10 protein-coding genes are annotated in these 12,529 nt (G+C 68.7%); 2 read left to right on the forward strand and 8 right to left on the reverse strand.

Features of this window, described 5'->3' with window-relative positions; genetic code table 11:
- Positions 1–167 precede the first annotated feature (167 nt).
- Together AB0389_RS37275 and AB0389_RS37280 are read right to left on the reverse strand one after the other, a co-directional pair.
- The gene (locus AB0389_RS37275) at positions 168–1,457 is read right to left on the reverse strand and encodes a TniB family NTP-binding protein (RefSeq protein ID WP_366400029.1); all 1,290 of its coding nucleotides are present in this window, start codon (positions 1,455–1,457) and stop codon (positions 168–170) included.
- Entirely contained in the window at positions 1,454–2,944 is a 1,491-nt protein-coding gene (locus AB0389_RS37280; RefSeq protein ID WP_366400030.1) for a hypothetical protein, read from the reverse strand. The genes AB0389_RS37275 and AB0389_RS37280 overlap by 4 nt, the downstream gene beginning before the upstream one ends.
- 42 nt (positions 2,945–2,986) lie before the next feature.
- On the opposite strand from AB0389_RS37280, the gene AB0389_RS37285 reads away from it, so the two are divergent.
- Together AB0389_RS37285 and AB0389_RS37290 are read left to right on the forward strand one after the other, a co-directional pair.
- Positions 2,987–3,607: a hypothetical protein gene (locus AB0389_RS37285; protein WP_366400031.1), complete on the forward strand. Its 621-nt coding sequence runs from the start codon at positions 2,987–2,989 to the stop codon at positions 3,605–3,607.
- A gap of 105 nt (positions 3,608–3,712) precedes the next feature.
- Complete coding sequence (locus tag AB0389_RS37290) at positions 3,713–4,552, forward strand: S1 RNA-binding domain-containing protein (protein ID WP_366400032.1); 840 nt, start codon at positions 3,713–3,715, stop codon at positions 4,550–4,552.
- Here AB0389_RS37290 and AB0389_RS37295 read toward each other — a convergent pair.
- From AB0389_RS37295 to AB0389_RS37320, 6 genes are read right to left on the reverse strand one after another with little or no spacing between them, the layout of a single operon-like run.
- On the reverse strand, positions 4,497–4,928 hold the full coding sequence (locus AB0389_RS37295; protein ID WP_366400033.1) for a hypothetical protein: 432 nt from the start codon (positions 4,926–4,928) through the stop codon (positions 4,497–4,499). The genes AB0389_RS37290 and AB0389_RS37295 overlap by 56 nt on opposite strands.
- Entirely contained in the window at positions 4,925–7,024 is a 2,100-nt protein-coding gene (locus AB0389_RS37300) for a hypothetical protein (protein ID WP_366400034.1), read from the reverse strand. The genes AB0389_RS37295 and AB0389_RS37300 overlap by 4 nt, the downstream gene beginning before the upstream one ends.
- Positions 7,009–8,988: a hypothetical protein gene (locus AB0389_RS37305; protein WP_366400035.1), complete on the reverse strand. Its 1,980-nt coding sequence runs from the start codon at positions 8,986–8,988 to the stop codon at positions 7,009–7,011. The genes AB0389_RS37300 and AB0389_RS37305 overlap by 16 nt, the downstream gene beginning before the upstream one ends.
- Entirely contained in the window at positions 8,985–10,508 is a 1,524-nt protein-coding gene (locus tag AB0389_RS37310) for an integrase (protein WP_366400036.1), read from the reverse strand. The genes AB0389_RS37305 and AB0389_RS37310 overlap by 4 nt, the downstream gene beginning before the upstream one ends.
- Entirely contained in the window at positions 10,426–11,481 is a 1,056-nt protein-coding gene (locus tag AB0389_RS37315; protein WP_366400037.1) for a hypothetical protein, read from the reverse strand. The genes AB0389_RS37310 and AB0389_RS37315 overlap by 83 nt, the downstream gene beginning before the upstream one ends.
- A complete protein-coding gene (locus AB0389_RS37320; protein WP_366400038.1) occupies positions 11,478–12,119 on the reverse strand; it encodes a TnsA-like heteromeric transposase endonuclease subunit in 642 nt (213 codons plus the stop codon). Before AB0389_RS37320 ends, AB0389_RS37315 begins: the two co-directional genes overlap by 4 nt.
- Between the last annotated feature and the right edge of the window lie 410 nt (positions 12,120–12,529).

Below are 12,529 nucleotides of genomic sequence, written 5' to 3' on the forward strand. Positions count from 1 at the left end.
CGGGCGAATAGACCTTCATCACCATAAGAGATCCCTCCTCCCCGGCCCCTGGCGGGGCCGGGCTCAGAGGTGTCCACCCTTCGGGGACAGGTCCCGAAGCCCGGCAGGCTTTCGTCGGGCAGGGGCTCAAGGCTCCTGGGCAGCGGTGCTTGGGCCGCGGGCATGGGTCAGCCCGTCCTGTCTTCGGCATTGCCTGGTCCGTGATCGTCGAACACGGTGTTGCGTGGCCGGCGTTTGGCGCTGGAGGACCGGCGGGCGGCGGGCGGCCTGGCCGGAGGGATGGGTTCATCCGGGGCGTTGGTCATGTCTTCCCGGCGCAGGACGATTTCGTCGAGCAGTTCCTCGTCGAGGACCTCGCGGCCGCCGTCCATCGCTTCCTGGGCGCCGTCCTCGATGAGCCGCCCGAGCAGTCCGACGACGCCGCCGGTGCGGCGTATCAGGTACTCCGGCATGGTGCCGTCGGTGAGCATGCCCCTCTTCGCGTTCAGCAGCCGCAGGTGCTGCTCGATCCCGTCGAGGTGGTTGACGAAGGCTTGGATCTGCTTCGGTGTGGTGTAGCGGAAGCGGTCGAGTTCGATGAGCTCGAAGCGGTGCTCTGTCTGGGTGATCTCCAGGCCGTGGATGCGGGTCGACTCCAGCGGCGGCATCTCCCACTGCCTGGACTTCTTGTTCCATTTGGACTCGCGCAGCAGCCCGATTCCGGGGATGTTGACGGCGGTCAGGATCAAGGTGACGTCCAGACTCATGAAGGCCCGGATCAGGTCGAGGACGTCCTGGTCGTCGGCCCGGTGCATGCGCAGTCGGCTGACATCGTCCAGGATCATCGCCTTGACTCCGTGGTCGTGCAGGGAGTCGGCTACTTGCCGTACCAGTTCGGGCAAAGTGGCCGACTTGCGTATCTCGGCGCGGAAGAAGCCCAGGATGGATGCGCAAAGGCTCTTCGGTGTCGCCGTCACCGGGGTCGAGACGTAGACGACCGGCGCGTGGATGTCGCGGGTGCCCGGCAGAGTTCCGGGTTTGAGGTAGCTGTGCATCTGCAGCCAGTGGTCCTCGAAGACGGCCGCGGTCGAGCAGACGGATGCCGTCTTGCCGTAGTTGCCCCAGCCGCTGACCATGATGCCGGCGCGTGTCGGGTCGTCCTGTTTCATCGTGTTGCCGCGTAACCGGCGCCGGATCAGCTTGCCGACCTTGTCGTGCATGGGTGTGTCCTGAAGCGGCAGGTTCGCGTTCGTCAGGTGCCGGAAGAGGTCGTAGTCCGCGCGGCGGCTTTCCGGGATCGTCCTCCACTGCTGCAGCGAGAGCGCCGGAGCGGGGAGGAGCAGGCCGCGGCGGGAGCGGTAGCTCTGCCAGCCGATGTATGTGTCGCGCGGCGGGTGGCCGGCCAGGATCAGCTCGGCGATCTTGGACCGTGCGGGCAGGCCCTCCAGCGGATCACCGTGTGAGGGGGCTCGGGTCATGCGTCGTCCTCCAGGACAGTCGTCTCAGCGTCTGCGTCGTCGCGGGGCGGCGGCAGGAACATGTGCCGCCGGTTCAGGGCCTCGTGCAGCGTCGGTGGAGCAAGGGGCGGGGTTCCGGCGAGTGCTTCTTCTCGGCGTCGGCGGCGGTCGGTGTCGACCGCCCGGTCGATCATTCGGGCGTGCTCAGCCCAGGCCGCAGGCATCTGAGCCGGAGCCGGATCGTCCGCGCGGACCGGCGCGGCGGGGCGGTCGGCTGCTGCGGTCTGTGCGCGGGCGATCTCGCGGGACTGGGCAGTCCGCCGTTTCTTGCCGGTCTTCTTCTCGGCCTGGCTTGGCCACTGGTCGACGGGGGTGACGGAGCCGAGGATGCCGAGCAGGTGCTCCAAGAGCTCGCTCTCCGAGTGGATCTTGATGTTGTTCGCCTTCACGTGCCTCAGGAGAGCGTCGGCGGTCTTGTCGGAGAATGCGGGAATCTCGCCCTCGGGCGGCAGCCCTCGCCAGCGCAGGATGTGCCACGTGTCGTGGTCGGCCGGGTCTTGGAAGAACACCTGCCGACGGTCCCTGCGGTCGCTGCGGACCACCCACTGGCCCGCATGCTTGCCGCCTCGAGAAGAGGGCTGGCCGAAGCGCGGCTCGTCGAGGACCGCGTCGTGATACCAGAGCCCGAGGATCTTCACCCCGCGCCGCGGATGGACCTTCACGTGATGCTTGCGCAGGACCTTGTAGTAGAAGCCCGGTTCGGGAAAATCGAGGTCGAAGCCGCCCTGCTCCATCGCCGCGGCGAACAAGGTGTTGGGGCTGTGGTCCTCGCCCGGCGCCCAGCTGGGGGCGTATTCGCCTAGTTTGCGGTTCTGCCAGATCTGGACGATCCAGGTCGCGATGGCGTGTTCGGCCTGCGCGAGGGTGAGGCTCGCATCTCGTTCCGGGTCGGCCCCGCGGTCCGCGACGTCGCCGCCGGTGAAGCCCAGCAGGTGCTCGAAGAGCATGGTCTGGATCGTCAGGAACTGACGCTCGACCGCGAATTTATCGGTCTGTCGAAGAACGCGGGCGGGCAGGATCCGGCAGCCGATCTCGCGTTCGGCCTCGACCAGGTCGTGGTTCTTGTAGGGGCCGCCGTGGTCGGTGGTGACCGTCTCCGGGGCGAAGAACGGCAGAGCGGCGACCCGGTGCCCGCTGAACTCGGCGATCACGTCGGCCGGGACTCCGGCGTACGGCCATTCCATGTCCTCGCCCCAGCCCTCCCGCATCGGAAGCGGCAGCATCACGTCCCGCAGCAGCATCGCGATGTCGACCGAGGTGTCGGACTGCAGCGTGAGCCGGAAGGCCGGCAGTCCGTGCGTGTAGAGATCGAGCGCGAGGTTGTGGAGGTAGTTGTGGGCTGACCGTTGACCGCTCGGGCTGTGCTCGTGCTCTGCCCTTGGGCCGCTGCGGGGATTGTCACTGGCCTCGGCTTGGATGAGGCCATGTCTGTGTATGAAGTGACCCACCGGTTGCCGGAGATCTCGACCGTTCGGGATCGTTCCCGAGCCATGGCGATGCTGGACGCCATCCTGAGCCCGAGCTGGGACTCGCGGTTCTACTCCTTCGATTCCCGCTGGTCGCCCACTGAGGAGATGGCCTCAATGCGGGATGGCTGCGGGAACGAGTACTCGATCGTCTTCTCTGCTGCTGGGGCGTATGCCCGCGGTTTCCACCACGAGTCGCCGATGAGCCCCTATCGAGATGATCCCCTGGCGCCCTGGCCTGGCCTGGTTGACACGGTTCCCGGGGTCTTCCGTTCGTGCGTGGAGGAGCCGGCCTTCAGCGAGCCCGATGGGACGCCCCGGGCAACAGTGTGCTTCTGGCGCGAGCAGTCCGACGTCGCATGGCGATCGGGGGCCGTCGAGGTCCCCTCGGAAGACAGGGAGGACGCCGACGGTGCCGAGTGGCTGTTCGACGTCTTGGTGGATGGCCGATCGGAGGCATACCAGCAGTTCGCCGAGGAGTACTACGAGGTCGCGGTCGACCTCGATGCTGTGCGTCACGTATATGCCCTGCGACCGCTCTCGCAGAGCATCGTCTCGTTGCTGAACCCGGATGTGAGCTTGGACGACCTTGCGGAGGACATCGCCCAGATCGGCTATGCCGTTGTGGATGTGGTTCTGGACTGACCGTTTGGCTGCCCTGAAGCTGATCCGTTTCCGGCCCGGTGCAGGCGTCGCGTCTTGGCTCGCTGTCCTCTCGGCTGCCGGTGCGCTGGAGGCTAGGCTGCGCTCATGTCCGAGTCAGCCGCCGACCCTCGCCTCCAGTCTTTGATCAACCGCATCCAGCCAGGACCGGTGAGAAAAGTGAAGGTCATCGGGTTCGATGGATCGGATGTCCTCGTGAGCCTTGCCGACACGGAGGAGGGCATCGCCGAGGTTGGACGGATCCCGCAGCATGAGGCGTCGATGCGTCGCTTCGACCACCCTTCGGAGATCTTCAGCGTCGGCCAGGAGATCGAGGCCGAGGAACTCGAACGTTGGCGTGGAGGGCAGCTTCACCTGTCCGCGAGGGCGTGCGAGAACCCGGAACTGAGGTCGTTTCTCGTCGGCATTCAGCCGGGGCAGGTCCTCTCCGGGACCGTGTCGGCAGTTCACAACTTCGGGGTTTTCGTCCATCTGGACGGCGAGCCCGACGGCTTGTGCACTGGGTTCATCCGCGTGCCCGACTTGTCGTGGTCGTGGATCAATCATGCCTCGGAGGCCGTCGAAGTCGGGCAACGGGTCACCGGTGAGGTGATCATGTCCGAGACGCGGCAGGGACAGGTCACCGTGTCGTTGAAGGCTCTGCTGGAAAATCCGCTCATTCGCTTCGCCGACCGGGCCGGACGGGTCGTCCGCGGGCCGATCACAAAGATCATCCCGTTCGGCGTGTTCGTGCGGCTCGCCGACGGCGTGGAGGGGTTTCTTCACCTGTCGGAGCTGACCGAGGAGCCGGTGGAGAGCCCCGACCAGCTCGTCAGCGAAGGCGAAGTGATCACAGTGCGGATTGCCGAAGTCGACCTTCAACGTCACCGGGTCAGCCTCCAGATGGCTCTGACTGGCGAGGGCGTCCAGGAGAGCCGATCCGTGTGACCTTGGTGCTTGCCTCCAGGGCCTCGCGCAGGCAGGCGTTGTCGACAGCCAGGCGCTGAATCTGCGCGGCTGCGAACTGGAGGTTCTCGGTCAGCGACCGGTTTGCGCGGCGGAGTTTGGCGTTTCGGGCGGCGAGGACTTCGTAGGGGCTGGGCCGCATCTCGGCCGTGGGGTGGGGTGCCGGAGTGGAGCGGGCGGCGGAGACTTCCTTGGCCAGGTCGGGGAAGTGTCGTCGGAAGGTGGTGTTGCTCAGGTCGAATTTTGCGGCCAGGGTCAGGACGCTGGGGCGGGTGCCGTTGTCGTGGCACTCGTTGATGTACCTGTCCAGGACGCGTCGGACGTGGGCCTCTGCGGGGATGTCGGCGGGGCGGCTCATGCGGACTGCCTGGTGGTGGTGTTCTCCAGCAGGAACGCGGTGATCTCCGTGCGGCGGGCTTCCAGTCGGTGCCGCAGAAGTGGCGGCAGGGTCGGGCGCGTGGCCAGGCGGCGGGTGATGCGGTCGATCTCGCGTTGCCAGGCGGCGGTGTTCTCGGGAGTGAGGGCGACGTTCCGGCAGGCCAGGGGCTTGCAGCCGCCGTGGTCGGGTAGTCCCTCGCTGCGGCGGTGGCGGGCGCGTTCACACAGGGCCTTGGCGTGGTCGTGGACACAGGTGACGTATTGGCCGGGGTAGACAGCCGGGTCGTGCTTGGCCATGAGCCGCCGTAGCCGGTTGTCGTCCAGGACGACGGTGCCCTGGAAACGGGCCCGTTCGCCGAAGGTCTCCAGGCGGCGGGCGGCCTCGTCGGCGGCGGGGCCGGTGAGATGGGTGTGCTCGTGGGCGTCGATCGCGGCCATGAGATGCTCGCCGCGAGCCAGTGCCTGCTCGCTCTCCACCTCGGCGCGGAAGCCCGACTCGCTGGTGCCCGCGTAGCCTTCGAAAACCTGGATGCAGTGGTGCCGATAGGCCAGGGCGCCGGCGATGACGCCGCCCGGACGGCGTGCGATGAACCAGGCCAACGTGCGCCTGAACTGGCTGTTTTTCAGATGGAAGGGCTTCTGGTTGACCATCGGGATGCCGTCAGCGCGGCCGCGGCGCTGGCAGTAGTCGTTGATCCAGGTGGCGAAGGTGTTGAGGCGTGCGTTGGTGGCACCGCTGGTCAGCACCTGGCTGACCGCGTTGCGCTTGACGCCGGGACTGTGCTCCAGGCGCGAGAAGAGGTAGTCGGTGCCGGGCGGCTGCAACTGCTCCAGGACGGTGATCGCCCGGGCTGCAGGTTCGCCGATGCTCCAGGTGGCCGGGACGCCGGTGGGGTCGTCCTCGGCCTTGAAGGCCAGACTGTGCATCTTCCAGCGGTAGGGCGTCCCGTTCGCGTCGCACTCGGTCCGCAGGCCGCCGCGTCTCAGGTGCTTGATCTCGCTGTCGCGAGCGCCTGAGAGGAAGGAAAGGACCAGGTAGCAGGAGTCCTGGAGTATGCGGGCGAGCGCGGCGAGGCTGTCGGGCTCGGTGTGGTCGGCCAGGATCGCTCCGATCCACGGCTCGTCGTCGATCCGGCCGCGGATCGGTAGGTGGCTGACGATCTGGGGCGTGAGGCCGACGATGGCGGCGGCCTCGTCGATCAGGTGCCGGTAGCGGCCGAGAGAGATCGGGCTGCGGCCCAGCGCCTGCGCGACCCCGGTCGTGCTGGGCTCGCCGCGCCAGCCGGGCAGCGGCTGGCCTGCCGTGATGCGTTCGTCCAGCCAGGCCCGCAGCCGGATCGGCAGGTCGCCGTAGATGTACGGCTCGGCCGGTGCCGGCGGCGGGGTCCGCCAGTGGCGGTCCGCGGCAAGGATGTCGGCGGAGAACTCGTCGATGAAGCGCATGGCCCAGACGAACAGCGGCCCCAGCACTTCTTCGGGGATCCGTGCGGTGGCGTTCTCGCCGCTGTGGGCCTTGGGCTCGCTCCAGCCGTCGACGTGGCGCGGGTCGAAGCGCAGGACGTCGGAGGACAGGACGGTTCGCCAGACCCAGAACTTGCGCGCGGCCGAGCGGGCTCTTTGCCGGGCGTCGGCGGCGGGCAAGGACTTGATCAGGAATCGCTGGAAGTCCTCCAAGTCCCGGCCGGTCATCGCGTCGAGGCGTCGGGAGCGGGCTGCTGCCCAGCGCAGGAACCGGATGTACTCGGTGAAGGCGGTGCGGATGGTGGCGACCTCGGGCCGGTCCTCGCCCGCCGGGACGGTTCCCGACAGCATCTCGTAGCAGAGTTCCTTGGCGACCTGCCGGTGCGTGGCGGGGATCAGGGTGAAGTCGAGGATGAACCGGCGCTCGTGCTTCTTGAGCATCGCCGGGCCCAGGACCCAGACGTCGTCGCTGAAGAGCGAGGTGTCCTCCAGCGCCACGCCTGCTCGCAGTCGGCGGGCGTGGAAGACGAAGGGGTCGGTGCCGTCCGCACGGACCTGTGGGGGCGAGGGAAGGTGCGGCTGGGCGTGCAGGGCGGTGGTCACGGCAGTTCCCATGGGTTCTCGATCAGGTCCAGGAGGGCGTCGTGCGGCTTGTCGGCCTGGGCGTGCTGGAGTTCGGCGGGGGTGAACTTGGCGAGGATGTCCTGGCGGATGGCGACCCAGGCCGGCCCGTAGCGCGGCCACCAGACTTCTTCGGCCAGTTCGCGGCGGCGCTGGGCCAGGGCGTCGAGTAGAGCCAGCAGCCGCGGCAGGTGGTCACGAGTGACCAAGCAGTTCCCGCAGTGGAAGCAGTCGAGGAAGGTGACCTGGCACGCTTCCCCGGTGAGGGGGTGCTGGTCGTGGTCGGCACAGGCCGTCCAGCCGGTGTCCAGCTCGCCGTCGGCGGCCTGGCGGGCCGTGTCCGGTCCGATTCCGCTCTCCTCCATGGCCGCGGTGTCGACGGGGCCGGGCAGGACCCGCGGGCCCCCACCGGCGGCTTTCGCCGCCCGCTCGTGGGCCTGGCGTGCGGCCTGCTCGGCGTCGACCAGGGCCTCGCCGAGGACTTCCTCGGCCCAGGCGGTGATGACGGGGTCGCCGCTGAGGTAGTTCCTGAACAGGACCGGCATGCTGTTGGACTTGGCGGTCGAGGGCAGGTGGCCGCCCATCCGCTTCGTGCGCCGCACCTCCATGCTGGTCTTGATCCGGTTGAAGCTCACCTGCAGCGGCAGTCCCTGGACCGCAAGCGTCGGAACTGTGCCGTCAGGCCCGGCGGCGGCCGGCTGGGGATCGGCCAGCAGCGGCCGGGGCCGGTTCGCCGCCCAGGCGGTCGGCAGGATCGAAGTACAGCTCAACGAGTCCTGGAATGGGGCGACATGGTCGTCGGGGACACCGAGCCCGGCCGCGTATCCGTTGCGCCAGACCGACCACAGCAGCGGCGAACCGCACCACTGGCGACTGCGGGCCGTCAGTTCCAGCATGAGCAGGTAGAACCCGCCCGGGCTGTGCAGTTCACGGCCCGGGGCCCCGATCTCCCAGGTCACGGTCTCGAACCAGCGTCGTGTGCCCCGGCGGCGTTTGACGATGACCAGCTCGACCGCCCGATCCTCCAACACGCGGTGCCGGACCGGGAGTTCCTTCATCGTCTCGCCGTTGCGCTCCGACAGGGCAGCGGTGAGCATCATTAGCGGCGGCAGGTCCCGCAGGGTCAAGAACAGGCGCCCTGCCAGTTGCCGGCGTTCGGGACAGAAGGGACTGGGCCGGGCCGCAGGCGGCGTGGGGACCTGCCCGGTGGCAGCCATGCGCTCCAGCACCCGGCCCAGGTCCCGATCGTTCTCGTCCAGAGCCAGTGGGTCGGCCTGGTAGCGGCGAAGGAGGTCCTCCCCGGCCCGGATGCGGTCGCGGATCCGGGCGGCGTCCGACCGCAGCGCGGCCAGCAGCCGGGCCAGTTCCCCGTCGGAATATCCAGTGGTCAGCCGCTTGGCTCCGTTCCCGGGCGGCGACGGTTCAGTCTCCACGACCGTGGTGGACGGTTCGGGGGCGCGGAGCGTGGGCAGACGCCGCTGGAGGTGGTCGAGCACTTCGGCGGAGACAAGGTCGCGTAACGCGGGCAGCGCGAACAGCAGCCGGGCCTCGCCCATGTCGCGCAGAGCCGTGGTCGGTGTCGTTGTGGCCCGGTGGTCGTGGAAGGCTTGCAGGTGAGCGGGCGTGAGCTGGTCCGGGCTGGCCGGAGGCTCCGGCAGAGCTCCGAGGAACTTCACCAGGCGGCTCAGGGATCCCCAGCCGGTGGTCGCCGCGGCGAACGTGCGGAGCCCGCCGCCGGGTCCGGCCCGTTCAGCAACCACTGCGGCCAGAGCCCGGTGCCAGCCGGGCAGCGGCAGCTTGGAGACGTCGAAGACCCGGCGGCGATCGTCATCGCCGTGAAAGGCCACCAGCAGTCGTCCGTCGGGTAGTTCCCGTACCGGCGCGGGCGGTTCGTAGTCGTGGTCCGGCAGGGGCGAGGGCCGGCCGGGGCCGGTGCTGCCGCGTCCTTGCCGGTTCATCCCGCAGCCCCGATCGCCCCGGCCGGCGGCGCGTTGTCGCCGATCCGCTGCAGTGGGGTGTCCCTGGGGTCCTCCCAGGTGTCGGGGACCAGGGCCATCCGGGTCTCCATCTCCAGTTCCTGCAGGGCGTGCAGATAAATGGCCGTGGTCAGGACTGACCGGTGTCCCAATCGGCGGCGGACCCAGTCCAGCGGGTCACCGAAGATCCGGGTGTAGTGGCCGCGCTGGGCCGGGTTGAGATCGGCCAGTGCCGCGATGTGGCCGCGCTGCAACTGTTCAAGAGTCACCACGGCGAACCCGTGACGTAGCAGGTGGGCGTGACACGACAGCTCCACCCCGCAGTCGCGGCAGCGCTGGTTGGCGTCCGCGAAGACGCTCTTCCAGGTCGACACCGCCAGCGGCTGCCCGTCCTCGCCGAGCCAGAACATCGCGGGCTCAAGGCCGTCCGCAGTCTCCACGAGCAGCCGCCGCCGTTCCATGGGCTTGAGCTCGCGCAGGTTAACCTTCCGACGCTCGATACTGCCCACGGTCCGCACCAGGTGGGGTCGTGACGGATCGTCGACCACCAGCGGTCTGCGCCAGCGTGCGTACCGCCCGGCAGCGCGGGCGTCCTGGACGACCTCGGCCCGGTCCAGCTCCGCATAGGCCGCCAGGTCGCGCACCACGCTGTGCGGGACGTAGACCCAGCGCGCGGAGAAGTACTTCGCGATCGCCCCCGGCAGCCAGAACCGCTGGTAACCGCCCATCCCCACCTGCAGCGGCATCTCCGTCACGGTCAGACTCGCCTGCTCGGACAGCCGCATCCCGGTGCGGGCCATCAGGTCTGTGAACGTCGCGTTGCGGGCCGACCAGCGGCCCTTGAACCGGCCCGAGGGCAAGCCGTCAGGCCCGTAACCGCGCAGGCCCACGTCCCGCCAGAGCCGGTAGGACGCCGGTGGGAGCCACTCGATGCGCTCGCCGCCCTTGTCGTGCGCGTAGGTCGCCGGGACCGTGCCTGTGCCCTCGGCGCGGACGGCCTGAAGCGTGCCCAGCGGCGCCGACCTGCGGGAGCGGTGCGGGATCGGGACCGCTCCGATCTGGTTCTGCCGTACGGCCCACTCGAAGAACTGGTTGACGTGCGAGACTTCCTGGCTCCAGGTCCCGCCCGCCACCCTGGGCCCGGCCGGATCCCGGCGGCGCCACTGATGGAACGCCAGATGGTCGCCCTCGGTGGCCTGTCGCCATGACTTCCCGCCCCGCGCGCCGTGCAGGAAGTTCAAGTACCCCGCCAGTGCCCGGGCCCGGTTGGCGTTGCTGTTCCACGGCGCGTCGATCAGGTTAACCCGATGGAAGTACGAGTTGAGCACCACGTCGTACTCGTATCGAGGCGACAGCAGGAACGGCAGCCCATCGGGCAACCCGGCCTCGTCGAGCCATGGCGTCAGGTCTTCGGGCAGGTCACGAAGCCAGGGCAGTACCGTGGCGGGCCGGGCAACGTCGCGGCTGGTGTAGTGCACCGTCCACGCGGATCTCTGCTTCACCGGCGCAACATACGCGGTCAGCAACCAACCGTGCACAAGCCAGCGTCAGCGTCGCGGTGACCGCGTCGCCGAACACGGTCTCGCGCAGCTTCACCGGCATCGGCGTCGAGTCCAGCACCAGGACCTGGCCCGGCCGGTGGACTACCATCCGGCCCGAGACGCCGGCCTCCGCGGCGGCCTGAGCCGTCCGCCCGTAGCGCGGCCGGGCTCCACCGGGCCCGAACCACTCCTTCCAGACGTCCGCGAACGTCCAGCGGGAAGGGATCTTCTCGGCTGGGAACTCCGGAAACCGCTCGCGCATGTACTGGTGCATCAGCCGGTGCCTGGCGGCCAGACTCAACCGGGCGCGTTCCCCGCACTCGGCCCTGACCGCGAATATCGCCTCACGGACCTCCTCGGTGACGCTGCGATGGCCACTACGCCGCCGTGTCCAGCGCCCGTCCGCGCAGGCCAGCAGGAGACTGTCGCCCGCGAGTCCCGACAGACGCTCCAGAGTCCGGTAGCTGAGGTGCTGCAGACCGAGCCGGACCGCCTCCGGATGGGGCATCGCCTTCATCTCCGCCGCCTTCGTGTGGCGGCGTTGGGTCAGCGTCGTGTGGTGGGGGTCGTAGCCCGGCCGGGGCTCACCCGGCAGAGCCCGAGCCGGGTGTCCTTCCCGGAACCCCGTCTCGGTTTCCAGCACGTGCGCAGCCCGAAGCCGGGCCCGCTCCACCTGGTCCTCGGTCAGGTCGGCCAGGGTCCTCGGCTGCCGGGAGGCCGGTGTCGGCCGCCCCGGCGCTTCGGCCGTCGGCAGAAGCCGCAGGTCGGGGTGGTTGATGAGCCAGCGGAACGAACGGGTCTCGGCATGCCCCCCGCCGTCCACGAGCACGAGCCGGCCGAGCTGCCCGTGGATCTCCTCAACCGTCCACTCGATGCCGTTGAGCGCGAGCCGTCTGCCCGGTGCGACCTGCAAAAGGCCCCTCGCCACCGTCACACCCCCCAGATCAGGGAGCTGTCGCGCAAGGGACTGCCGAGGTCAACGCCGAGCTCGCGCTGCCAGAGCAGCCGGACGATGTTGGCCCGGCCAACGGAAGGCACGCTGGTCGCGTCCGCCAGCGCGGAGAACGTCATCACACGCTCCTCCTGGTCGCCGATGATCTTCAGCAGCTGGTCCCGCATGCCCAGCAGATCCCTCGCCGGTCGCCGACGCGACGACAAGTGGTCAAGGACGCTCCAGACATGCGGGCGCCAGCCCGCGACCACCGAGTACCGCCAGCCGCAAGCCGCCGCCATCTCCCTGGCCGCCGCGAACTTCAGCGCGTCCTCGTCCTTGATCAGCTCCATCGGGCGGACATCCATCAGCCACATCCCGCCGCCGATCACCACCAAGTAGTCCGGGATGTGCCAGGACGAGCCGCCCCCGTGTTGGAAGTCCAACCGGAACGGCTGCGACAGCACCTCCGACGCCCCCATGAAGTCCAGCGCGACCAGCAGCCGCATCTCCTCCAGCGACTCGAAGCCGTGCCCTCTGCCCGTGGACGCCATCACCTCCAGGCCGGGACGATGCCGCTGCTTCGCCCGCCACGTGAACCCCCGCACAGGCCGGGACGACAGCACCGGAACATGCGCCATGTCGCGAACAGGCCAGCAGACCTCGCCGGCACCCACCCGCCACGTGGAACTCCACCGGCATATCCAGCCATCCGCGAGATCGAGTTGATCCCGAAATGCGGCATCCCCGCTGTACGCCGCCACAAGATCGTCAAGGCGACTCGACTCCGACCGGATCCCGGCCCTGGCTATCTCGCTCACCCACCCACAGCATCACCACCCACGCGGCAAGAAGGGCAAGTGTTCGGAACTGACCACAACACAGCGTTACGGAAGCAAGATCCGCCAACTACTGCGCTCGTCCGCCAAGTAAAAATCTCGGTCGCAGCCGCATCTTGTGACTCGCAGCCATAACTGTCCGTTCCCAGTGAAGGTGAGCGCTTCCCGCGCTATCTGATCGGCGAAGTGATCGGGTCCCGGTTGTTCTGATC

Source organism: Streptomyces sp. NPDC093109 (assembly GCF_040701725.1).
In the GTDB taxonomy this organism is placed as follows: Bacteria; Actinomycetota; Actinomycetes; order Streptomycetales; family Streptomycetaceae; genus Streptomyces.